This is a genomic window from Nocardia sp. NPDC023733 (genome assembly GCF_040639775.1).
In the GTDB taxonomy this organism is placed as follows: domain Bacteria; phylum Actinomycetota; class Actinomycetes; order Mycobacteriales; family Mycobacteriaceae; genus Nocardia; species Nocardia rosealba.
Genome location: NZ_JBFAAN010000011.1, coordinates 64824 through 86685, shown reverse-complemented (window position 1 = coordinate 86685; position 21862 = coordinate 64824). Strand labels below are relative to the sequence as shown.

The following is a 21862-nucleotide window of genomic DNA, read 5'->3' as shown; positions in this document are numbered from 1 at the left end:
CCGATCGACCCCAGCGGGGCCCGGCGTCCGAGTGGCGCCGGGCCCCGCTGTGTCATGACGAGAAGTCACCGGTGTCGGTGTCGCGCGACGGCTTCGGGAATCGGCCGCGTGCCGTGGCAGCGCGACTTGTCCTCCTCCAGCCCGAGGCCGTGGCGATCACCCGACCCGGTGACCGTGACGAGAATGGACCACATTCATTGCGGCGGCTCGGACGTTTTCTTTGCGATCACGTGACGATCCAGCGCGGGCAGCGTCAACTCGAAGCGCGCACCGCCGCCCGGCCGCTCCGAGCAGCGGATCCGGCCCTGGTGTCCCGCAACGGTTTCAGCGACGAGCGCCAGGCCGATGCCGGTGCCGCCGGTCCGGCGCGACGCGGTGACGAAGCGTTCGAAGATGCGCTCGCGATCGGCCGCCTCGACGCCGGGTCCGGCATCGTCGACGGTGACCCGCACGTCCTCGCCGTCGCGCTCGACGCGCACCGCGGCCACACCGCCACCGTGGCGTTCGGCATTGACGAGCAGGTTCAGCAGGGCGCGTTCGAGTTCCATCCGCCGCCCGCGCACCAGTCCCGGGTCGGTGGTCGTGAGTACCTCGGCCTCGATGCGACGGCTCGCGAGTAGGTGGGCAAGCAGTTCGGCCAGCGACAGCGGCGCCGGGTCGGAGCGGTGGATGCCCGCCTCGGCGCGCGCGAGGGCGAGCATGTCGTCGAGCAGACCGCGCAGGTAGGTGGTCTCTTCCACGAGCAGTCCCAGTGCGGCGCGCGGTCTTTCGGACAGTTCGTCGCGGTGCCCGGCCAGCACGGTCGCGGTGGTGGTCAGGGTGGTGAGCGGGGTGCGCAACTCGTGACTGAGGTCGGAGACGAGCCTGCGTTCGCGTTCGATGCGCCGCTGCAGGGAGTCGACCATGGCGTTGAAGGCCTCGACGGTCGGCGACAGGTCGACATCTTCGGGTCGCGACAAGCGCAGGTCGAGGTCGCCCGCGGCGATGCGCGACGCGGTGCCTGCCACCTGGCGCAGTGGGCGCAGCGCGAGGTGCGCGGCCCAGGCGCCGAGCGCGGCGGCCACCGCGACGGCGAGCACCGCGCAGGCGAAGAGGATGGTGCGCAGCATCTTCAGGGTGTCCTCCAGCTCGCGCAGCGGCGCGAATTCCTGGAGGACGGCGCCGTTTTCGACGTAGGTCGCGGTGCGCAGATAGGGCTCGCCCGCGATCCGGACACGGGTGGCGGACGTCGGCACCTGGGCGGCCCGTTCGAGCGTGGCGACGGTGGCCTGGTCGGCGCCGAGCACACCGGTGCCCGCGGTGGTGTCGAGGAGGGCGATGGTGCCGGCGGGCAGCCGCAACGATTCGAGGGCCTCCTGTCCCGTGGCCAGCGATTCCATCCGCAACCGCAGGATCTCGGCGTGCACTCCTACCGCGCGTTCGACCGTCCGAACCCGTTGGGACTCCATGTAATTGGTGCTGATGGCATACACCGAGCCCGACAGCAGCACCGCGACGAGACTGGCGCTGAGGACGAACGCCGCTGTCACGCGACCACGCAGGCCGCGTAACCGGGTGGGCAATTCAGGACCCGGCATCGAGGCGATAGCCGAGCCCGCGCACGGTGACGATCAGGCGCGGTTCGGCGGGATCGCGTTCGATCTTGGTGCGCAGGCGGCGGATGTGCACGTCGACGATGCGGTCGTCGCCGAAGAAGCCGCGGTCCCAGATCTTGTCGAGCAGCACCTGCCTGCTCAGCACGAGCCCGTCGTTCTGCGCCAGTTCGCACAGCAACCGGAATTCGGTGAGCGTCAGGTGCACGTCTTCGCCCGCCAGCCGCACCGAACCGCGCTCCGGGCAAAGGATCAGCTGCCGGTCGGCGTCGAGGACGAGTTCGACCACCTCGCGTTCGGTGCTGTTGCGCGTACGCCTGCCCACAGCCCGGATCCGCGCGGTCAGCTCCTTGACCTCGAACGGTTTGGTGACGAAGTCGTCGGCGCCTGCTTCCAGGGCGGCGACCACGTCGTGGGTGTCGTCACGGGCGCTCACCACGATGATCGGCACGTCGTGTTCGCGGCGCACCTCGCGGATGCAGGTGAAACCGTCCATGCCGCCGAGCATGAGGTCGACGATCAGGACGTCCGGCACGCCGACGTTGTGCACGTGTTCCAGCGCGTGTTCGGCGCTTTCGGCCTCGGCGACGACATACCCCTCGTCCTCCATCGCCAGCCGCAACGACTCCCGTACCCGGGTGTCGTCCTCCACGATCATCAACTGCGCGCTCATACCGGGCCCAAATATACGGTCAGCTGGGGCAGGGCGACGGTCGGGTGATCGGCGAAGATCGGGTCACCGATCATCGCGAACTCCCAGCCCGATCCGGTGCGGTGCAGTTTGCCGAGCACGAAGCCGGTGTGCGAGGTGGCGCTGCGCAGATCGACGCGCACGAGTTCCACCCCGGCGACGCTGTCGGCGACGCGGCAGAAGCCGTTGACGACCTGCTGGAAGGTCTGTCCGGTGTAGCAGGTGACGAGGAAGACGATGGTGCTGATCGCGGCGTCGACGCGGGTGAGGTCGACGGTGATGATCTCGTTGTCGCCGTCACCGTCGCCGGTGACGCTGTCGCCGAGATGGCGCAGGGCACCGTCCCGGGAGGTGAGCTGTTCGTGGAACGCCGCGTCGACGAAGTCCTGACCCGCGAACGCCAGGGCCGTCACATTGAGGTCGATGTCCTTGCGGGTATTGCCGAAGGGGCCGCTCGGTGGCGCGGGGTCCCAGCCGAGGCCGACGGTCACGTGGGTGAGAGACATGGTGGAGCTCCTGGATCAGGGTGGGGTCTGCTGATAGACGTCCGGGATGCCGTCGCCGTCGGCGTCGACGTGTTCGGCCTCGTCGAGGCGGCGGTAGACGCGGTTGCGGGCGCGCAGCACGATGGTCGCCAGCAGGGCCGCGGCCAGCGTGCCGCACAGCACGCCGATGCGGACGTGGTCGGCGCGGGTGTGGTCGCCCGCGAAGGCCAGTTCGCCGACCAGCAGCGACACCGTGAAACCGATGCCGCCGAGCAGCGCGACACCCGCCACGTCCACCCAGGCCAGGTCGGCGTCGAGTTCGGCGCGGGTGAGTTTGGCGGTGAGGTAGGTGGTCGCGGTGATGCCGACGAGCTTGCCGACGACCAGGCCCGCGATGATGCCGAGCGTCACCCGGTCGGCGAGGGAATCGGTGAACCCGCTGAGACCGCCGATGGTGACACCGGCCGCGAAGAACGCGAATACCGGCACCGCCACCCCGGCCGAGAGCGGGCGGATGGTGTGTTCGAACCGCTCGGCCAGGCCGTGTTCGGTGTCGGTCTCGCCGCGCCCGGCCAGCACCGGAACGGTGAAACCGAGCAGCACGCCCGCCACCGTGGCGTGCACGCCGGAGGAATGCACCAGCCACCACGTCACCAGGGCCAGCGGCACCAGCAGGAACGGCGAACTGATCCGGCGCTGCACGGCGACAGCGAACAGGGCGATCGGGATCAGGGCAAGCGCCAGGTAGGGCAGGTGCAGTTCGCTGGTGTAGAAGACGGCGATCACGGTGACGGCGAGCAGGTCGTCGACCACGGCGAGGGTGAGCAGGAAGGTGCGCAGCGCGGTGGGCAGGTGGGTGTTGATCACCGCGAGCACGGCGAGCGCGAAGGCGATGTCGGTGGCGGTGGGGATCGCCCAGCCGTCGACCGCGCCGCCCCGGTTGATCGCGAAGTAGATGAGCGCGGGCACGGCCATCCCGCCGACGGCCGCCACCACCGGCAGCGCGGCGCGGCGCGGATCCCGCAGATCGCCCGCCACGAACTCGCGTTTGAGTTCGAGGCCGACGACGAAGAAGAAGATGGCGAGCAGCCCGTCGGCGGCCCACTGACTCAGCGTCAGGTTCAGGTGCAGCGATTCGGGGCCGACGCGGTAGTCGCGCAGTGCCACATAGGCATCCGCCCATGGCGTATTGGCCCAGACCAGGGCGACGATCGCCGCGACGATCAGCAGGACACCGCCGACCGTTTCGCGGCGCAGCACCTCGCTGACGCGACGGGCCTCGGGCCAGCTGCCCCGGGTGAGAACGGTGCGACGTGCCGCGCGGATCATCCGTGCCGGGGAGAGGTAGGTGCGGACATGTGGGTTCCCGTCTTCGCTCGAACCCCGCTCGACCGAATTCGAGCCGGGCTGCCGACCAGACTTCCCGGCGCACCGAGCCTAACTTTGCCGCACCGACCGCACCCCGTGCAAACCGTGCGCGTCGCTAGCCGAGGGCGAAACGCAGCAGCGCCTGCTTGTCACCCTGCTTGATCTTGCCCTTGCGATCGAGCACCTCGAGCTGCCACACCGGCCCGTTGCGGAAGGCCCGCGCGATGGCGTTGGCGTTCTCGGCGCCGAGCAGCGACGGCCAGATATCGGCCACCGGCTGGCTGTCGGCGCCGGTGGCGTCGTAGATCTTGAACGAGACGTTGTTGGCCTTGTCGAACGAGGACCCCTTCTTGAACGCGGCGGCGACGAACACGATGGCGTCGATCGCGGTGGGCACATTCGCGAAGGTGACGTGCACGGTTTCGTCGTCGCCCGCGGCCGCGCCGGTCTGCTCGTCACCGGTGTGCAGTACCGCGCCGTTGCCGAGCGGGTCGAGCGAATCGAGACCGGCGAAACGCACCGGCTCGCCACCCTGCATCAGGACGGCGACGAGGTCGAGGTCGACGCCGCGCTTGCGGCGGGCGATGCCGAGCAGTCCACCGCTGGAACCGGCCGACGGGTCCCAGCTCACCCCCACGCTCATCTTGGTGATACCGGCGAGATCGGCCGCGCCGTCTTCCTTCTTCAGAGTAATCACAGCTCCGAGGCTACGGACTTCCCGAGTTGCCCGCATGCCCAAGCGATTTCGCTACCTCACCACCATCCGAGCACGGGACCGATGGCGCGGCCGAGCGCGTCGGCGAGGGTGCGCGAGTAGGTGGCGGTGAGGTGGTGCTCGTCGTGGTAGATCAGCACATTGCCCTCGGCGACGGCACAGACGGTCGGGCCGCACACGGCGTCGGTGAGGTCGACGGGGAAGACGTGCGGGAAGGGCGCCGCCGCTTCACGCTGCGGGTCGATCGGGTCGAGTGCGTCGCTACGGCGCATGCCGCAGCTGATGCGGTCGCCGCCCGAGGCCAAGCAGTCGGTGGCGCGGTAGCGCACGCCGTCGCGGCGCAGCCACGGTGTGTCGCGCAGGGTGAGCACCGCGAGGCCGCGCTCGGACAGGGCCGTCCACACATCGACGAATTCCTGCGGGGTCTCGTCGCCGCCCGCGTCGCGCGGCCGGGTACCGATGGTGAACACCCAGTCGGGGCGGTCGGTGCCGAGCCGGTCGATCACCTCACGCGACCAGTCCCGGCAGTCGGGGATGGGTTCGCCGTTGTAGGTGGCGTCCTCGGCAAGCGTGAGGGGGCAGCCCATCTTCAGATACACCTGGATGCGGAAGGAATGCTCCTCGGCCAGTACCTGCAGCGCGGGCAACCAGTGTTCGACGTGGGAGCTGCCCGCCATGGCGATGGTTCGTTCGGCGTCGGGGTCGCCGTAGGTGCAGGTGATGACGGAGCGGGTGTTCCAGTCGGCGATGCAGCCGTCGAGCGTCGGCGGTGGCTGGTCGTTGCGGGCCTCGAAGAGGTTGGGCCGCAACGGTTCGGGGGCGACGGGTGTGTTCGCGGTGAGTGCTCGCGCACCGGGGTATCTGGTCGCCTCGACGTCGGTGGTCGCGGCCGGTGGCGCCGCCCGCACGACGGCGAACTCCCAGGCCGACGCGGTCGCCACCACGGCCGCGAGCAGTGCGGCGACGCCCGCGGTGACCAGGCGCCTGCCGGGCCGGCGCGTCTTGGCGCGCAGTGGTTTCTCGATCAGCTGGTTGGTGAGCCAGGCCAGTGCCAGCGACACCGCGATCACGCCGGTGCCACCGAGAAGGTCGACGTCGGGGCTGTCGCGTTCGGTGAGGAAGAAGATGAGAATCGGCCAGTGCCACAGGTACAGCGGGTAGGCGAGCTCACCGAGCAACCGCATGTGCCGGTGCGCGAGCAGCCGGTTGGGGCCGTCCCATTCGTGGCGCGGCACGTTCGCGACCGACACGATCACCGCCGCGGCGGCGAGCACCGGAAGCAGGGCGGCCGGGCCGGGGAAACGGTTGGCGGCGTCGCCGATCAGCCAGCCGCACAGCACGACTCCCGCGATTCCGAGGGCGGCCAGCGGCGCTCGGCACCAGCGTGGCAGCACCAGGTACGGTGCGGCGACCGCGAGTGCCGCGCCGATCAGCAGTTCCCAGCCGCGCGCGAAGGTGTCGTAGTAGTTCCAGCCCTGATGGGTCGCGGTGCCCCGGGTCGCGTACACGAACGATGCCGCGGCAGCGGCGATCACGATCACACCGACAACGGCTCGGGCCTGTCGCAGCCGTGCGCACACCGCGACCAGGATCAGCGCGGCCAGATAGAACTGGCCCTGCACCGACATCGACCAGAGGTGTTGCAGTGGGCTCACCGACGGGTCGGCGGCCAGATAGTCGGCCCAGGTGAGCGCCAATTCCCAGTTCTGCGCGAACAGCAGCGAGGCGAGCGTCTGCGCCGCGACCGCCGACCACTGCGTGTAGGGCAGCAGCAGCGTCGAGGCAACCAACACCCCGGCCAGCACCACCGCCATGGCAGGCAGCAGCCGCCGCGCGGTCCGCCGCACCACCGGCCACACCCACCCGCGTGGACCGTGCTCGGCGCGGCGCAGCAGCATCCCGGTGAAGAAGAATCCGGACAGCACCAAAAAGACGTCTACGCCACCCGACACCCGGCCGAACCAGATGTGGAAAACCACGACCAGGCCGATCGCGAGGCCACGCAGACCGTCGAGGTCGGAGCGGTATTGCACTGTGCCGCTGCGTCGTTCGGCCGTCGAGCCCGAACCTGCCGAGGTCTCCGGCGAGAGAACCGAGGGTGACCACGCCATGTCATGTGACTATCACGCGGCCCGCGTGGATGTCACATCGAGGCATCGAAAACCGTGCGCCGCAGCGAATATGGCGCGACGGGTTTGCCTTCCACCCGAACAGGCGCCAAAATTTCGGGAAGGGACGCGGACATCACCGATCGATGCCGCGCGGGGCTGGGAGAGACCTGTGACACGCGAAGATCCGCCCGCCGGGGGTGCCGAAGATCAGGGTTCGTGGTGGATGACACCGCGTGCCGACGGGCAACAGGCCGATGCCGCCCCGCCGACGGTGCGCGCGGATACGCCCGGTTTCGGGCAGCAGCCGCCGATGAGTCAGCCGCAGTGGCCGGTCGGTCAGCAGAGTCAGCCGTGGCAGCAGCCGCCGGTGAGTCAGCCGTGGCAGCAGCCGGTGCCGGGTCAGCCGATGCAGGGTCAGCCGATGATGGGGCAGCCGCAGTGGCAGCAGCCGCGTCCGCCGTACGCGCGGTCGGGGTCCTCGTCGACACCGTGGCTGATCGGCGGTGCGGTGGTCTGCGCGTTCCTCGTGCTCATCGTGATCGCGGTGGTGATCGGCGGCAACTCCGATTCCGATTCGCCCGTCGTCGCCGCACCGACCACCACGTCCTCGACGGTGCCGTCCACCTACTCCACCACCTCGGCCGCACCGACTTCGAAGCCGTTCGACTGGAACACCCTCGACAGCGCCTCCACCGACGACACCCCGCTCACCGTGAAAGCCCTGCTGCCGCAAAGCTTCACCGACTCCAAGGGCGTGCTCTACACCCTGCGTGCCAGCGGCGAACACGGGTGCGATCAGCCGGGCAACTCCGACAACGTGTCGTCCGCGATCACATCCAACGGGTGCACCACCAATATCACCGGCTCCTACATCGACAAGGACGACCACATCCTGGTGTCGGTGAACGTGCTGGTGTTCCCCACGAACTCCGCCGCCCGCTCCGCCTACGACACCCTCGACGGCCAGACGCAGGACTGGGGAATCTGGTGTCCCACAACGGGTCTGGCCAGCGACACCTGCCACGGTGACATCATGTCCGCCACCCGGGTGCAGTGGTCGGCCTACAGTCACCGCTACTTCACCCAGGCCACCGGCATCTACATCGACCTGTCCGACAACAGCAGCCTCGAGGAATGGTGCAAGGCGGGCGCCAACGCGGCGGCCACCACCGTCGGCCCGAAGAACTACTGGCAGAAGTGATCAGCGCGCGCGTCGTTCGGCGAGCAACGTGGTGAACTCCTCGGCGTAACCGAGCTGGCGGCGCAGTTTCGCGACGCTGTCCTCGGCTTTGGCATGCAACGCGGCGAGCAGTTCGCGGGCCGCCGGGTTGCCGAGATCGTCGAGGGCGGACAGCAATTCGCCCATCTCGGCCAGGGTGAAGCCGAGCGGTTTCATCCGGCGGATCACCAGCAGCCGGTCGATATCGTCCTCGGTGTAGAGGCGGAACCCGCCCGCGCTGCGTGCCGAGGGCCGCACCAGGCCGACCTCGTCGTAGTGCCGAATCGTCTTGACCGACAACTCGGTTCGTTCGGCGACCTGACCGATCTGCAAGTGCGCGCGGGCGGGCATCTCAGTGCCCTGCCAGGTGCCCGGAGAGCCTGCCGTGGCGCTGTTCGGAGGCCGCGTCGAGCCCGACGATCTCGACGTTCTTGCCCTTGGACTCGTACTTGGTGGTGATCGCGTCCAAGGTGGCGACCGTCGAGGCGTCCCAGATGTGCGCGTCGGACATGTCGATCACGATATTGCGTGGGTCGTCGACGTAGTCGAATTGGTACACCAGGTCGTTGCTCGAGGCGAAGAACAGTTCGCCGCGCACCTTGTAGACCCGGGTGTCGATGTCACCGTCGTGGTCGATATCGGCCTCGCCGATCTTCTCGACCTCGGTGAAGTGAGCGACGCGGTGGGCGAAGGCCACCATCGCGGTGAGCACACCGGCGATCACGCCGTAGGCGAGGTTGTGCGTGGCCACCGTGACGGCGACGGTGACCAGCATGACGGAGGTCTCGGCGACAGGCATGCGGCGCAAGGTCTTCGGGGCGATCGAGTGCCAGTCCATGGTGCCCACCGACACCATGATCATCACGGCGACGAGGGCTGCCATCGGGATCAGGGCGACGATGTCACCGAGCCCGACGACCAGGATGAGCAGGAACAACCCGGCCAGGAACGTCGAAATCCTGGTGCGCGCACCGGAGGACTTCACATTGATCATCGTCTGGCCGATCATGGCGCAACCGCCCATACCGCCGAAGAAGCCGGTCACCACGTTGGCCACACCCTGGCCCCAGCCCTCGCGGGTCTTGTCGGAGTGGGTGTCGGTGATGTCGTCGACGAGCTTGGCGGTCATCAGCGATTCGAGCAGGCCGACCAACGCCGTCGCCAACGCGTACGGGGCGATGATCTTCAGCGTTTCCAGCGTGAACGGCACATCGGGGATCAGCCAGGAGGGCAGGCTCGACGGCAGCTCGCCCTCGTCGCCCACGTTCGGGACGTCGAGCGAGAACACGAGGGTCGCGGCGGTGAGCAGCACGATCGCCACCAGCGGGGCAGGAACGACGTCGGACAGCTTGGGCAGCAAGACCATGATCGCGATACCGATGGCGACCATCGGATACACCAGCCACGGCACCCCGAGCAGGTGCGGAATCTGCGCGGTGAAGATCAGGATCGCCAGCGCGTTGACGAACCCGACCATCACGCTGCGCGGGATGAATCGCATCAGCCGCGCGACCCCGATCACGCTGAGCACGATCTGCAGCACGCCGGCGAGGATGACCGTGGCGATCAGGTAGTCCAGTCCGTACTGCCGCATGACGGGCGCGATCACCAGGGCGACCGCGCCGGTCGCGGCCGAGATCATCGCCGGGCGACCACCGACGAACGCGATGGTGACGGCCATGGTGAACGACGCGAACAAGCCGACCCGTGGGTCGACCCCGGCGATGATCGAGAACGAGATGGCCTCGGGGATCAGGGCGAGCGCGACCACCAGCCCGGCCAGCGATTCGGTGCGGAGTCGGCGCGGGCTGCGCAGGGCGGCCATCACCGACCCTTCGGTCTGTCTACCGGCGGACACGGCTGTCCCCATCGGCTGCTCCCAACGAAAGTTTCGCCCTCACGGCGCTCGGCCGGCACGAGCGGACGCTCGTACGATCGACCAACCCTACCCTCCCGTAAGGGTAGAGTTGGTCGGCGGTGGTCACGACGAGATAACCGCAGGTGCGAGCTTCGCCACTGTCGCCCGTCCTCGTACTGGGGGAGTGGGCGCAGGATTCGGCGATCGACGGGGGTTCTCGCCGATCGGCGCTCAGGTCACGAACTGGTCAACGGCCCAGATCACATGGAAAGTGCCAGGTGGCGCACCTAGGGTCGGTTACCGAGCTTTAGAAATGGAGTATTCGCCAAAAGGAAGTCGGGGGCGGACATTGCTTCGCAAAAGACCCAGTACACAGACGTGCCGTGACGCGGTGGAGATGGCCGTGCGAGCACCGTCGGTGCACAACACCCAACCGTGGCGGTGGCGCATCGGCCACGGCCGCGTCGACCTGTTCGCCGATTTCGGCCGACAGGTCAGCGCGACCGATCCGCGCGCCCGTGCGCTGACGGTGAGCTGCGGTGCCGCGCTGCACCATCTGACCGTCGCGTTCGCGATGCTGGGCTGGCACGCGGTCGTCGAACGACTGCCCGACCCCGCGCGGACCGACCACCTCGCGCGGGTCGAACTCACCCCGCGCTCGCCGAGCGACCACGACATCCGACTGGCCGCCGCCATCCATGTGCGACGCTCGGATCGCCGCCGCTTTCCCGACCTGCCCATCCCGGCGCGCGACCTGCGTACGGTGTCGCGCTGTGCCGCACGGTTCGGCGCCGCGGCCCGCCACGTCCCGGACATGCTGCTGCCCGAGCTGGCCGAACCCATGCGCTCGGCCGCCGCCCGGCACGCCGTCGACGGTGACTACCTCGCGGAACTGAGCGAATGGAGCGGTTGCCACGGTGAGCTCACCGGTGTGCCCGCCCACAACGCCCCCGCACCCCGCCGCCCCGACGAACTACCGGTGCGGGTCTTCGCCGACGCGCAGCTGTCGGAGTACACCGACGAACCCGACGCCGCGCACTGGCTGGTGGTGTGCACCCCGCGCGACACCCGGCTCTCCCAGCTGCGCGCGGGCGAGGCGACGAGCGCCATCCTGCTCGAAGCCACCCGGCTCGGTCTCGCCACCAGTCTGCAGTCCGAACCCCTCGGCATGCTCGATCTGCGCGACCAGATCCGCACCACGGTCCTGCAGGAATGCGCCTTCCCGCATGTGATGGTCCGGCTCGGCGTCATGCCCCACGCCGCCGCACCCCTGGAATCCACTCCTCGCCGCCTCGTGGACGACGTCATCGAGTACGACGAGACCGTGTTCGCCATGGCCTAGTTCGCCGCCCGGCATTTCCCGTCAGCGCCGCCGCCCGATCCGGGTGTGCGGCGCTGACGTGCGTTCGGGCTCGAACGAAATCGGCTCGCCATCCGTAATCATCTCTGCCACGCGGCGATATACGACTGTATCGCCAGACGCGTACTGCCGCTTCGGACAACGATACGTGCGGGTAACCCTGCCTCGCGGTACACATACGTGGCAGAAGAGGGCAGACTGCCAGCAATCGCGAGTTTCGCAACCTCACCCGTCCGGGCCAGGTCCTTGGAGAATTGTGGAAGGAGTCGGCGAGTGTTCAGCCGTATCGCCATCGTGAATAGGGGAGAGGCCGCCATGCGCCTCATCCATGCCGTGCGTGATCTGGCGGCGGCGACAGGACTACCGATCGAAACGGTAGCCCTGCACACCGACGTCGACCGCACCGCGACCTTCGTGCGCGAGGCCGACATCGCCTACGACCTCGGGCCCGCCGCGGCCCGCCCGTACCTCGATCTCAAGGCCCTCGAGAAGGCACTGGTCGCCACCAAGGCCGACGCCGCGTGGGTCGGCTGGGGCTTCGTCGCCGAGGACCCGGCCTTCGCCGAGCTGTGCGACCACATCGGTGTCACCTTCATCGGCCCGAGCGCCGATGCCATGCGCAAGCTGGGTGACAAGATCGGCGCCAAGCTGATCGCCGAGGAAGTCGGCGTCCCGGTGGCGCCGTGGAGCCGCGGCCCGGTCGACACCATCGACGACGCCATCGAGGCCGCGGGCCGCATCGGATACCCGCTGATGTTGAAGGCCACCGCCGGTGGTGGTGGGCGCGGTATCCGCGTCATCACCAACGAAGCAGAACTCGTCGACGCCTACGAGCGCACCAAGCAGGAAGCCGCCCGCGCCTTCGGCAGCGGCGTGGTGTTCCTCGAGCGCCTGGTCACCGGCGCCCGCCACGTCGAGGTCCAGGTGATCGCCGACGGTCAGGGCAGCGCGTGGGCACTTGGCGTGCGCGACTGCTCGGTGCAGCGGCGCAACCAGAAGGTCATCGAGGAGTCGGCGTCGCCGGTGCTGAGCGCCGAGCAGACCGCCGATCTGAAGGCCTCGGCCGAGCGGCTCGCGATCGCCGTCGGCTACTGCGGCGCGGCCACCGTCGAATTCCTCTACCACCCCGGCGATCAGCTGTTCGCGTTCCTCGAGGTCAACACCCGCCTGCAGGTCGAGCACCCGATCACCGAGATCACCACCGGTTTCGACCTCGTGCACGCCCAGATCCGCGTCGCCTCGGGGATCAAGCTCGAGGGCGCCGCGCCCGCCGAGCGCGGCCACGCGATCGAGGCCCGCCTCAACGCCGAGGACCCGGACCGCGATTTCGCGCCCGCCCCGGGCCGCATCGTCCGCCTCGACCTGCCCGCGGGCCCCGGCATCCGCGTCGACACCGGTGTCAGCGAAGGCGACACCATCCCCGCCGACTTCGACTCGATGATCGCCAAGATCATCGCCTACGGCCGCGACCGCGACGAGGCGCTCGGCCGTTTGCGTCGGGCCATGGCCGAGACCCGCGTCGTCATCGAGGGCGGTGCCACCAACAAGAGCTTCGTGCTCGACCTGCTCGACCAGCCCGAGGTGATCGACGCCAGCGCCGACACCGGCTGGATCGACCGCGTGCGCGGCGAGGGCCGCCTGGTCACCCACCGCCACTCCACCGTCGCGCTGGCCGTCGCCGCGATCGACGCCTACGAGGAAGACGAACGCGCCGAACAGCATCGGCTGCTGTCGACCGCGTCCGGTGGCCGTCCGCAGGTGCAGCATCAGAGCGGTCGCCCGCTCGACCTGAAACTGCGCGGCGCGAGCTACCGCGTGCGGGTGGCCCGCATCGGCGCGCACCGTTTCCGCGTCGGCATCGAGGCCGGTGCCGACCTGCGCACCGCCGACGTGGACCTCGATCGTTTCGATCGCCACACCGGCCAGATCGTCGTCAACGGCACCCGGTACCGCCTGATCACCGGCACCCACGGCCCCACCCACGTGGTCGATGTCGACGGCATCACCCACCGCATCAGCCGCGACGAGGGCGGCGTGGTCCGGTCGCCCGCGCCCGCGCTCGTCGTCGGCACCCCGCTGGAAGTCGGCGCCGAGGTCGAGGCCGGTGCGCCGGTGCTCGTGCTCGAGTCGATGAAGATGGAAACCGTGCTGCGCGCGCCGTTCCGCGCCCGCCTCAAGGAATGCGCGGTCTCGGTCGGCACCCAGGTGGAGACGGGTGCGCCGCTGCTGCGCCTGGAACCGCTGGCCGACGACGACGCCGAGGAGACCGCCGCCACCGGCACGGTCGTCCTCGACCTGCCCGCCGAGCCGACCCCGCGCAGCCCGCACGAGCGGATGTCGCGCGGGCTCCAGGACCTGCGCAGCCTGCTGCTCGGCTTCGACGTCGACCCGCACGACAACAGCCGCGTGCTCGACGACTACGTCACCGCGCGCAAGGAAACCGTCGCCGACAACATCCGCCCGCTCGGCGAGGAACTCGAACTGGTGCAGGTCTTCGCCGACCTCGCCGAACTGAGCCACAACCGGCCCGCCGACGACGACGGCGCCCACAGCCACGTGCACAGCGCCCGCGAGTACTTCCACACCTACCTGCAGAGCCTGGACGTGGAGCGGGCCGGGCTGCCCGAGTCCTACCAGGCCAAGCTGTCGGCCGCGCTCGGCCACTACGGCATCACCGAACTGGATCGCACGCCCGATCTCGAGGCCGCCGTCTTCCGGATCTTCCTGGCCCAGCAGCGGCCCGCCGAGACCGGCGCGGTGATCACTACCCTGCTGCGCGAATGGCTCACCGAGCCCATGCCCGATCAGGTGCTGCGCGAGCCGGTGGGTCTGGCCCTCGAACGGCTCGTCGCCGCCACCCAGGTCCGTTTCCCCGTGGTCGCCGACCTCGCCCGCGGTCTGGTGTACGCCTGGTACGGCCAGCCGCTGCTGCGCCGCAACCGCGCCCGCGTCTACACCAATGTCCGCAGGCACCTGAGCTACCTCGACGCCAACCCGCAGGCCTCCGACCGCACCGAGCGGATCGCGGAGATGGTGCGCAGCACCGAACCGCTCGTCCGGTTGCTCGGTCAGCGGTTGCAGCGCGGCAAGCCCGACCACACCGCCATGCTCGAGGTGCTCACCCGCCGCTACTACGGCAACAAGGGCATCACCGGGGTTCGCACCGAGCAGGTCGGTTCGACCACCTTCGTCGTCGCCGAACGCGCCGGGTCGAGCCTCGTCTCGACCGCGGTGAGCTTCGCCGCGCTCGGTACCGCCCTGGACGGGCTGGCCGAGCTGGCCCGCGGCGCGGTGTCCATCGACGCCGACATCTACCTCAGCTGGGAGGATCAGCCCGAGGACTTCGACGCCATGGCGGTGGCCCTGCAGGAAGTGCTTGGCGCGCACCCGCAGCCGAACCAGGTGCACCGCATCACCGCGACGGTCGCGGGCAGCGGCGGCTCGGTCATGCACCACCACTTCACTTTCCGTCCCTCGGTCACCGGCATGGCCGAGGAGCGGCTGATCCGTGGCCTGCACCCCTACATCGCGCAGCGCATGCAGATGGAGCGGTTGCGCAAGTTCGACCTCACCCGCCTGTCGTCCTCGGACGAAGAGGTGTACCTGTTCCGTGCCGTGGCCAAGGAGAACCCCTCCGATGACCGCCTGATCGCCTTCGCCCAGGTGCGTGACCTGGCGGCGCTGCGTGAGCAGGACGGCAGGCTGGTCGCGTTGCCGACGGCCGAGAGCGCCATCGCCACCTGTGTCGATTCGATCCGCCGGGCCCAGTCGCGGCGCCCGTCGGCCAAGCGGCTCAACACCAACCGCATCGTGATGTACATCTGGCCGCCGATGGACGTCACCCGGGCCGAACTCGAGACCATCGGTGGTCACGTGCTGCCGTCGGCGGCGGGTGTCGGCCTCGAGGAGATCCTGCTCATCGCCCGCCAGCGCGATCCGCAGACCGGCGAGCTGAACAAGATCGTTGTGCGCATCTCCTTCGACGCCACCGGCGGCACCGAGGTGACGGTCGGCGAGCGGACCGACGAAGCCGTCGAACCGCTCGACGAGTACCGCCAGAAGGTGCTGCGCGCGGCGGCCCGCAACACGGTCTACCCCTACGAATTGACCGGGCTGCTCGGCGAATTCACCGAGTACGACCTCGACGAGAACCACGCGCTCGTCCCCGTCGACCGGCCGAAGGGCCACAACAAGGCGGCGCTCGTGGCCGGTGTGGTCACCACGCCGACCCCGCGTCACCCCGAGGGCGTCACCCGGGTGCTGCTGCTCGGTGACCCGACCAAATCCCTCGGCGCACTGTCGGAGCCGGAGTGCCGCCGGGTGATCGCGGCACTGGATCTGGCCGAGCAGATGCGTTTGCCGCTGGAGTGGTACGCCCTGTCCTCGGGTGCTCGTATTTCGATGAGCTCGGGCACCGAGAACATGGACTGGGTCGCGGCCGCGCTCAAGCGGATCGTCGAATTCACCCAGGACGGCGGCGAGATCAACATCGTCGTGGCCGGCATCAATGTCGGCGCCCAGCCGTACTGGAACGCCGAGGCCACCATGCTCATGCACACCAAGGGCGTGCTGGTGATGACCCCGGATTCGGCGATGGTGCTCACCGGCAAGCAGTCGCTCGATTTCTCCGGTGGTGTGTCGGCCGAGGACAACTTCGGCATCGGCGGTTACGACCGGGTGATGGGCCCCAACGGTCAGGCGCAGTACTGGGCGCCGAACCTCGGCGCGGCGCGCGATGTGCTGATGTCGCACTACGAGCACACCTACGTCGTCCCCGGTGAGTCCGCACCGCGCCGGGCCACCAGCACCGACCCCGTCGACCGGGACATCTCGAGCTTCCCGCATGTGTTGGCGGACAGCACCTTCGCCACCGTCGGCGAGATCTTCTCGGCGTCCGCGAACCCGGATCGCAAGAAGCCCTTTGACATTCGCACGGTGATGCGCGCGTTGGCCGACCAGGACCACCCGGTGCTGGAACGCTGGGCGGGCATGGCCGACGCCGAGACCGCCGTGGTGCAGGACGCGCACCTCGGCGGAATCCCGGTGTGCCTGCTGGGTATCGAGTCGCGCAATGTGCCGCGTCGCGGCCTGGTGCCGACCGACGGTCCCGACACCTACACCGCGGGCACCCTGTTCCCGCGCTCGTCGAAGAAGGCCGCACGCGCGATCAACGCGGCCAGCGGTAACCGTCCGCTTGTCGTGCTGGCGAATCTGTCGGGCTTCGACGGTTCGCCGGAGTCGATGCGCAAGCTGCAGCTCGAGTACGGTGCCGAAATCGGCCGTGCCATCGTCAATTTCGACGGCCCCATCGTGTTCTGCGTGATCTCGCGCTACCACGGCGGCGCGTTCGTCGTCTTCTCGAAGGCGCTGAACCCGAACATGACCGTGCTCGCCCTGGAAGGCTCGTTCGCCTCGGTGCTCGGTGGCGCGCCCGCCGCCGCCGTGGTGTTCGCGGGTGAGGTCAACGCCCGCACCGCCGCCGACCCCCGGATCGGCGAACTGGAGGCGCGCGTGGCCAACGCCTCGGGCACCGACCGGGCGACCCTGGCCGCCGAACTCGACGAACTCCGGTCGTCGGTCCGCGCGGAGAAGCTGGGCGACGTGGCCGCCGAATTCGACCGCGTGCACAACATCCAGCGCGCGGTGGAGGTCGGTTCGGTCGACGCGATCGTCAGCGTCGCCGACCTGCGCCCGCGCATCATCGAAGCGATCGAAACCCGCCTGGGCTAGGCGATTTCGGGTGACCGGCCGCCCGCTCGGGCGGCCGGTCACAGCTTCGTCATGATTCCGCTCGCCCGAACTGGGTAATTCTCGGTTGGCAGCCTGTCGGCTGTCGATCGAGAAGGGATAAGGTTTGTCGATTTCCGCTGACGAATCCCAGAGTCGAAATCCGAACAAAGGCTATATCGCCCTTTTGGGCTGGAGTTTGAACGCCGTAGCGGCTGTCGATCGTTTCGATCGGCGCTACATCGTGGTAGCCCCCGCATGGGCGCAAGATTATTGCACAGAACACGACATTCCCTATATTCCATGGGATTTCGAACGTCTCAACGATCGTTCGATGGAGATCGCGGAAACGCTGAAGGATCTGGGCGTCGACGTCGCCATTCCGATCTTCGAGGAAACCGTCGAATGGGCGGGCGCGATCAATTCGGTGCTGCTCGACAACCCCCGCCTGCTCGGGCAGGCCATGCTGCTGCGCGACAAGTCGCTGATGAAGCGGCGCGCCCAGCTCGGCGGCATCCGGGTCGGCATCTTCGAGGAGGCGCACGACCGCGACGACGTGGCCCGTTTCCTCAAGCGGGTCAATCAGACCCTGCTCAAGCTCGACGGCGACCCCAACGACCCGATCCACCTCAAGGCGTTCGACAAGGCGGGCTGCCTGGGTCACCGCGTGATCCGCACGCCCGACGAGATCGACACCATCCCCGACGACGAGTTCCCGATGCTGATGGAATCGCATCTCGACGGCTGGGAGTTCGCGGTGGAGGCCTGGGTACACAAGGGCCGCATCTGCTTTCTCAACATCTCCGAATACGTCACCCTCGGGTATTCGGTGTTCGTCCCGGCCACTCCGGAGCTCGAGAAATACCGGCCGGAGATCACCCGTCAGGTCGAAAAGCTCATCAAGACTTTCGATATCGAGTTCGGTTTCATCCATCCCGAGTACTTCGTCACCAGCGATGGTGAGATGTATTTCGGCGAGGTCGCCTATCGGCCGCCGGGCTTCAAGGTGTTCGAACTGCTCGAACGCACCTACGGTTTCAACGCCTATCACGCGCTGGTGCTGGCCTTCGACCCGAAGACCACCGACGAGGAGATCGACGCCTTCTTCCCGAAGGAAGTCGTCGACGCCACCGGGCACGCCGGGTGCTTCGGGGTGTATCCGCGCAGGCGGGTGGTCAGCCAGCTGTCGATTCCGCCGGAGACCGAGGACCACGACTACTTCGAGTCCCACGAGCTCACCGAGCCGTTGGCCGAGAAAGTCACCAAGCGAACGGCTTTCGGCAACCATTGGGGCCTGCTCTATTTCTTCGGTGACGACCCGTACACTCTGCGGGATCTGCTGAAGCGACAAGAAGAGCTCGACTTCTACATCTGATCGGATCGGCGATTGAGTCCAAGCGACCAGGCGACGCTCGACAAGCGTCTCGCCACCCTCGACCACGCCACCGGGGCCCTGCACGACACCGGTGAATTCGGCAAGCAGGTGAAGCTGCCGAGAGTGCTCGACGCGCTGCGCCGGGTACTGCTGGTGCCGGGCGGGTGTGCGGCGGTGCGCGAGCGAGCGCAGCGCCTCGAGGCGGCAGGCCTGTTCCTCGGCACCGATTGGGCGCAGCCGCAGATTCTCATTCCCGCGCTGAGCACCGGTTCGCTGCGCAGCGCAAACGCCGACACCGTTGTGGTGGAGGCGGTGAGCGATCTGCGGTTGCTCGCCGTGGCCAAGGGTGATTACGAGCATCCGCTGATCTCGGCCGCGGCGGCCACTGAGCACCTGTCGCAGGTGCTCGCGGTGAATCTGTCGCTGCTGTTCTCGCCGCCCACGGAGGCCGAGCGGGAGCAGCAGGGACGGATGGCGCAGGTGTCGCGCGAGCTGCTGCACTACCTGGTCGCCGAGGTCGGGTACGAGAAGGTGCTCGAGAATCTGGTGGACGAGATCTGGCGCATTCTGCGACAGCGGCCCATCCAGGTGGACGCGGTGAAGCGGATGATCACCCAGATCGCGGTGGCCAGAGCCAATCCCGATGTCGATCTGGGTGCAAGCGGTCTCGGAGCGGATCGGCTCATCAGTAGCCTCTACGGCACCACCGAGGGGTGCCGGGAGGATCCCGGCGTCGAGATCTACCGCGCCCGGCTCGAATCCATGGACGACAGCGCGTTGCAGTACGAGGCGACAGGTTTCGCGCGCTCCATGCACGACACCGGCCTGGTGTCGCCGTATCACGCTGTGCTGCTTCGCTTTCTGCTCGGCAAGGGCGAATATCTGCTCGGCGAGGCGATGGGCCTGTCGAGCACCGGCCGCGACAGCCTGCTCTGCTACCACGAACTCGTCCGCACCTTGATCGAGCAGGCCGTCTTTGTCGAAACCGCGCAGTGTGTCTACGGTTTGGCATTGCTGCTCGAGCGCGGCATCCTCTATCAGCCGCCGGTGGCGCCCGCGCTGTGGCGGCAACTGTCGCTGCGCCTCTCACCGCATTCACAGCAGCGGTTGACGCAGGTGTTCGGTGCCGTGCCCGACCCGCGCGCGCGGTTGCTCGCGGGGGTGCTGTCGGTGCTCGGTCAGCCGCTCGGCATCGGCCAGGGCGACAACCCCACCTGTCAATCGGCGCGGGCCCTGTCGATGTGGGCCTACAACGATCCCGACTACCTGCTGCAATCGGTGGTGTGGGCCGCGCGCGACGACGAGATCGTCATGCACTTCGAAGGTCAGCCGCTGTCCTCACGCGAGCACGGCGACCAGGTGAACGCTCTGCTGCACCACGACCTCGATCCGGTATCGCTACTGGTCGTGCCGCATCTGGACCGCATCTACGCCGAAATGGGCCGCCGGTGCGCGGGCCGTGAGGGCGACCCGCATCGCTGGATCAACCCCGAATTCCACGGGTGGTGGTCCGGGCGGGGTTTCCGCATCAATGTCGACGTCGCCACCGGCGACCTCATCGACCTCGACGATTTCCAGCGCCACTTCTACGCCGGCTACCACCCCTTCTACAACGGCAATCAGCCGGTGATCCACCCGCAGCCCGCCGGTATCGCGGTCACCGACAGCGCCGCCCGCTTCGTCGGCTGGCACGCGATCACCATCCTGCGCGTGAGCCTCGACCCGCAGGGCAAGATGCGCGTCTACTTCTACAACCCCAACAACGACAGCGGCCAGGACTGGGGCGACGGAGTGGTCGTCGGTACCGCGGGCCACGGCGAACGCTTCGGCGAAGCGTCGCTGCCCTTCGAGCAGTTCGCATCGCGGCTCTACATCTTCCATTTCGACCCGCTCGAGCCCGGCGAATCGGCGGCCGTGGACCGCGCGGAACTGGATCGGGTCACCGGATACATCCGGCGCAGCTGGGGTGCGGACCGCCTGCCACCGGAAGATGTTGTGGCCGAACAGGATTAACTGTGCGTCGCAAGGTAGACCAGCGTGGCCACGCCGAGCGCGAGCGCGCCGAGAATGCCGCCGGCGATGGTGTCGGCGCGATTGGTCGCGATCCCGCGTTCGATCCGGTCCCAGCCGACGAACGCCGCGCCGACCGCGATCACGGCGGCGGGCACCGCGAGAAACTCACTCGCGAACGGGATCACGGAGAATCCGCACGCGAAGATGCCGAGTACCAGCGAGAGCAGTCCCGCACCGTTGCGCGGTGGCGGCACCTGGGGTCCTGGCATTCCCCGAGCGTAGCGGGAGGGGCGTCGGCGGGCACTGCGCTGTCGGCTGTGACGGCGCACATGAGCGCTCGCTCATCGTCGGAATCGGAACGTCGCTGACCGGTTGCTGGTGAACGCCACGCATCTCTTCTATTTCATTTTCGTTCGGAAGTTACTCCGCGTTATATCGTGCAATTCCCTGTTCGAATGTGCTGATGCTCAGGATGAAATGGGGTTGTCGACATGGTGGTCGGGGCAGAGAAGGGTTCGCTGAGAGGAAGCCATCGGGCGGTTCGGGTGCGTGCGCGGCGGCCGTTGCGGGTGACGGAACTGGTCACCGGGGCGATGGTGTTGCTCGCCGCGGGTGGCGGAATGGCGGGGCCGGTCATCGCGGCCGTACTGGTATATCGGGCGGGTGGGCCGCAGGTCGGCACCGCCGTCACGGCCTCACTGGTCGTGGCGATCGCGGCGGTGGCGGTGTGTCTGGTCACCGGGCTCTGGCTGCTGGCCACCGCGTGGCGTCGTCGCACACCGCGCCCGGTCCTCGAGACCACGACCGTGCGAACCCCGGTGTCCCACGGCCTCCGTCCCCGGCTGGGCATGAGCGGCGTCGCTGTGCGGGGTGCGCCATGACGGCGGCAGAGCGGGTCGGCGTCGTCGAGTGTCATCGGTGCCGGTTGTTCGTCGAGGTTCTCGACCGGGACCGGTGCGGGACGCGGCTCGCCCAGCTCCTCGCTCGCGCCAGGCAGCACTGGATCAGCCACAGCGATCGCGCCGTGTTCGGTCCTCGGAACCACTGGGACGGCATCACCCTCGACGATGCTGTCCGCTGCCCGGGCGACCTGGTCGAGGCGGCCGCGGCCGGTTGCGGCTGCGGCGACCAGGCCGAGGACCTGGCCACCGTTCTCATGCTGTTGTCGGGCTGTCCCGTCGTGGTCGAGCCGGTCGCGGGGCAGCCGTGTTTCCTGCTGTCCCTGTACGGCCTGGCCGACGACGATCTGGGTCTCGCCGAAACCCTCGTCCAGGTCTTCGAGCTCGACCATTCCCTGCGCGTCGTCGACCGGACCAGCTGGACCGTTCCCGTCGCCGCCCGCTGACCT

General features: G+C 68.4%; 16 protein-coding genes. 7 read left to right on the top strand and 9 right to left on the bottom strand.

Annotated features, from left to right (window positions below):
- Nucleotides 1-194 precede the first annotated feature (194 nt).
- From AB0F86_RS28500 to AB0F86_RS28475, 6 genes are all read right to left on the bottom strand, one after another.
- Nucleotides 195-1577: a HAMP domain-containing sensor histidine kinase gene (locus tag AB0F86_RS28500; RefSeq protein WP_356987080.1), complete on the bottom strand. Its 1383-nt coding sequence runs from the start codon at nucleotides 1575-1577 to the stop codon at nucleotides 195-197.
- Complete coding sequence (locus AB0F86_RS28495; protein WP_181700143.1) at nucleotides 1564-2265, bottom strand: response regulator transcription factor; 702 nt, start codon at nucleotides 2263-2265, stop codon at nucleotides 1564-1566. Before AB0F86_RS28495 ends, AB0F86_RS28500 begins: the two co-directional genes overlap by 14 nt.
- Nucleotides 2262-2789, bottom strand: coding sequence for a TerD family protein (locus tag AB0F86_RS28490; RefSeq protein ID WP_356987078.1), 528 nt, complete (start codon nucleotides 2787-2789; stop codon nucleotides 2262-2264). The genes AB0F86_RS28495 and AB0F86_RS28490 overlap by 4 nt, the downstream gene beginning before the upstream one ends.
- Nucleotides 2790-2804: 15 nt before the next feature.
- Nucleotides 2805-4094, bottom strand: coding sequence for a Na+/H+ antiporter NhaA (gene nhaA / locus AB0F86_RS28485; RefSeq protein WP_356987143.1), 1290 nt, complete (start codon nucleotides 4092-4094; stop codon nucleotides 2805-2807).
- A 157-nt stretch (nucleotides 4095-4251) separates the two neighbouring features.
- Nucleotides 4252-4833 (bottom strand): TerD family protein, encoded by a 582-nt coding sequence (locus AB0F86_RS28480; protein ID WP_067496979.1) that lies wholly within the window; start codon nucleotides 4831-4833, stop codon nucleotides 4252-4254.
- Between the two features lie 56 nt (nucleotides 4834-4889).
- Complete coding sequence (locus AB0F86_RS28475) at nucleotides 4890-6962, bottom strand: acyltransferase family protein (RefSeq protein ID WP_356987076.1); 2073 nt, start codon at nucleotides 6960-6962, stop codon at nucleotides 4890-4892.
- A gap of 169 nt (nucleotides 6963-7131) precedes the next feature.
- Here AB0F86_RS28475 and AB0F86_RS28470 point away from each other — a divergent pair, with 169 nt between their 5' ends.
- Nucleotides 7132-8163 carry a hypothetical protein gene (locus AB0F86_RS28470; protein ID WP_356987074.1) on the top strand — a complete coding sequence of 344 codons (1032 nt, stop codon included), beginning with the start codon at nucleotides 7132-7134 and terminating at the stop codon, nucleotides 8161-8163.
- Here the strand turns inward: AB0F86_RS28470 and AB0F86_RS28465 are convergent, their stop codons facing one another.
- Both AB0F86_RS28465 and AB0F86_RS28460 read right to left on the bottom strand, forming a co-directional pair.
- On the bottom strand, nucleotides 8164-8532 hold the full coding sequence (locus tag AB0F86_RS28465; protein WP_225280904.1) for a MerR family transcriptional regulator: 369 nt from the start codon (nucleotides 8530-8532) through the stop codon (nucleotides 8164-8166). It lies immediately after the preceding gene.
- A gap of 1 nt (nucleotide 8533) precedes the next feature.
- Nucleotides 8534-10051: a SulP family inorganic anion transporter gene (locus AB0F86_RS28460; protein ID WP_356987073.1), complete on the bottom strand. Its 1518-nt coding sequence runs from the start codon at nucleotides 10049-10051 to the stop codon at nucleotides 8534-8536.
- 385 nt (nucleotides 10052-10436) lie between these two features.
- Between AB0F86_RS28460 and AB0F86_RS28455 the strand changes: the two genes are divergently transcribed.
- The 4 genes from AB0F86_RS28455 to AB0F86_RS28440 all read left to right on the top strand — a co-directional run bounded on the left by AB0F86_RS28455 (nucleotide 10437) and on the right by AB0F86_RS28440 (nucleotide 20514).
- The gene (locus AB0F86_RS28455) at nucleotides 10437-11381 is read left to right on the top strand and encodes a hypothetical protein (protein ID WP_356987071.1); all 945 of its coding nucleotides are present in this window, start codon (nucleotides 10437-10439) and stop codon (nucleotides 11379-11381) included.
- Between the two features lie 291 nt (nucleotides 11382-11672).
- The gene (locus tag AB0F86_RS28450; RefSeq protein ID WP_356987069.1) at nucleotides 11673-17129 is read left to right on the top strand and encodes a carboxyl transferase domain-containing protein; all 5457 of its coding nucleotides are present in this window, start codon (nucleotides 11673-11675) and stop codon (nucleotides 17127-17129) included.
- Nucleotides 17130-17460: 331 nt separating this feature from the next.
- A complete protein-coding gene (locus AB0F86_RS28445) occupies nucleotides 17461-18501 on the top strand; it encodes a carboxylate--amine ligase (RefSeq protein WP_225280910.1) in 1041 nt (346 codons plus the stop codon).
- 12 nt (nucleotides 18502-18513) lie between these two features.
- Complete coding sequence (locus AB0F86_RS28440) at nucleotides 18514-20514, top strand: hypothetical protein (protein WP_356987067.1); 2001 nt, start codon at nucleotides 18514-18516, stop codon at nucleotides 20512-20514.
- Here the strand turns inward: AB0F86_RS28440 and AB0F86_RS28435 are convergent.
- Complete coding sequence (locus AB0F86_RS28435; RefSeq protein WP_181697801.1) at nucleotides 20511-20783, bottom strand: hypothetical protein; 273 nt, start codon at nucleotides 20781-20783, stop codon at nucleotides 20511-20513. The genes AB0F86_RS28440 and AB0F86_RS28435 overlap by 4 nt on opposite strands.
- Nucleotides 20784-21005: 222 nt before the next feature.
- Between AB0F86_RS28435 and AB0F86_RS28430 the strand changes: the two genes are divergently transcribed.
- The gene (locus tag AB0F86_RS28430) at nucleotides 21006-21395 is read left to right on the top strand and encodes a hypothetical protein (protein WP_356987066.1); all 390 of its coding nucleotides are present in this window, start codon (nucleotides 21006-21008) and stop codon (nucleotides 21393-21395) included.
- Nucleotides 21392-21859, top strand: coding sequence for a hypothetical protein (locus AB0F86_RS28425; protein WP_181697803.1), 468 nt, complete (start codon nucleotides 21392-21394; stop codon nucleotides 21857-21859). Before AB0F86_RS28430 ends, AB0F86_RS28425 begins: the two co-directional genes overlap by 4 nt.
- The last annotated feature ends 3 nt before the right edge of the window (nucleotides 21860-21862 follow it).

Excerpts from the sequence above, each read along its gene's own strand:
- AB0F86_RS28500 (WP_356987080.1), bottom strand. The coding sequence starts at position 1,577 with ATGCCGGGTCCTGAATTGCCCACCCGGTTACGCGGCCTGCGTGGTCGC.
- AB0F86_RS28465 (WP_225280904.1), bottom strand. The coding sequence starts at position 8,532 with ATGCCCGCCCGCGCGCACTTGCAGATCGGTCAGGTCGCCGAACGAACC.
- AB0F86_RS28455 (WP_356987071.1), top strand. The coding sequence starts at position 10,437 with ATGGCCGTGCGAGCACCGTCGGTGCACAACACCCAACCGTGGCGGTGG.
- AB0F86_RS28475 (WP_356987076.1), bottom strand. The coding sequence starts at position 6,962 with ATGGCGTGGTCACCCTCGGTTCTCTCGCCGGAGACCTCGGCAGGTTCG.
- AB0F86_RS28430 (WP_356987066.1), top strand. The coding sequence starts at position 21,006 with ATGGTGGTCGGGGCAGAGAAGGGTTCGCTGAGAGGAAGCCATCGGGCG.
- AB0F86_RS28495 (WP_181700143.1), bottom strand. The coding sequence starts at position 2,265 with ATGAGCGCGCAGTTGATGATCGTGGAGGACGACACCCGGGTACGGGAG.
- AB0F86_RS28435 (WP_181697801.1), bottom strand. The coding sequence starts at position 20,783 with ATGCCAGGACCCCAGGTGCCGCCACCGCGCAACGGTGCGGGACTGCTC.
- AB0F86_RS28425 (WP_181697803.1), top strand. The coding sequence starts at position 21,392 with ATGACGGCGGCAGAGCGGGTCGGCGTCGTCGAGTGTCATCGGTGCCGG.
- AB0F86_RS28460 (WP_356987073.1), bottom strand. The coding sequence starts at position 10,051 with ATGGGGACAGCCGTGTCCGCCGGTAGACAGACCGAAGGGTCGGTGATG.
- AB0F86_RS28490 (WP_356987078.1), bottom strand. The coding sequence starts at position 2,789 with ATGTCTCTCACCCACGTGACCGTCGGCCTCGGCTGGGACCCCGCGCCA.
- AB0F86_RS28445 (WP_225280910.1), top strand. The coding sequence starts at position 17,461 with ATGGAGATCGCGGAAACGCTGAAGGATCTGGGCGTCGACGTCGCCATT.